The organism is Bartonella sp. CE47NXGY (assembly GCF_042195415.1).
Lineage (GTDB): Bacteria > Pseudomonadota > Alphaproteobacteria > Rhizobiales > Rhizobiaceae > Bartonella.
The window spans coordinates 1-960 of the sequence record NZ_JBHIOI010000180.1; the positions used below are offsets into that span (position 1 = coordinate 1).

Genomic DNA, 960 nt, shown 5'->3' on the forward strand with positions numbered 1-960 from the left:
TTCTAGGTTTGGGGGGGAATGCGGGAGATTGCAATGGGTGTGAGGATGTGTCATATGAGAAATGCTAGTGTGAGTGGAAGGAAGTTTTTTCATAGTAGATGTATGAGCTGGTCGTAGCGGAATCGGGGGTATGTTGCTCGAGTTCATAGGAATAGAGAGGTTAGGAGGAGTGTTTTGGTGGTAAAGCATGTTGTGAATAATTCTGGTGAGTGGGTGGGGTAGAATGTGCTTAGAAAGATTGTAGTTGTTAGGGCGTTCATTATAATAATGTTTATATATTCGGCTATAAAGAATAGGGCGAATGGGCCTGCGGCATATTCAATGTTAAAGCCTGATACTAGTTCTGACTCGCCTTCTATGAGGTCGAAGGGGGTTCGGTTTGTCTCTGCTAGTGTGGAGGTGAATCATATTATGGCTAAAGGTCATGATGGTAGGAGGAGTCAGAGATGTTCTTGTGTTGTAATAAGTATACTGAGGTTAAATGAGCCGTTTGTTAGTAAGACTGATAGCAGGATGATAGTGAGGGTAACTTCGTATGAAATTGTTTGAGCGACGGCTCGTAGGGCTCCAATTAGGGCGTAGTTTGAGTTTGATGCTCATCCTGATCATAGGATGGAGTGGACAGTTAGGCTGGATATAGCTAGGATGAATAGGAGTCCTAGGTTGAAGTTGATTAGAGGGTTAGGTATGGGAAGGGGGGTTCATAGGAGGAGGGCAATGGAGAAGGCTAGGGCGGGTGCGATGGTGTAGAGTGTAGTGGTGGATGTTGAGGGTTTTAGGGGTTCTTTGGTGAAGAGTTTTATTGCATCAGCGAAGGGTTGTAGTAGTCCGTAAGGGCCTACAATGTTGGGTCCTTTGCGTAGTTGTATATAACCTAATAATTTTCGTTCAACAAGTGTGAGGAATGCTATAGCGGTTAGTGCGGATGCAACAAGGAGTAGAAGGTTTGCTGTAGTCATG

1 pseudogene is annotated in these 960 nt (G+C 44.6%); it reads right to left on the minus strand.

The annotated features are described in order from the left end of the window. Nucleotides 1–143 precede the first annotated feature (143 nt). Nucleotides 144–959: pseudogene (locus tag ACFIL3_RS10515) on the minus strand (NADH-quinone oxidoreductase subunit H). Nucleotide 960: the final 1 nt, after the last annotated feature.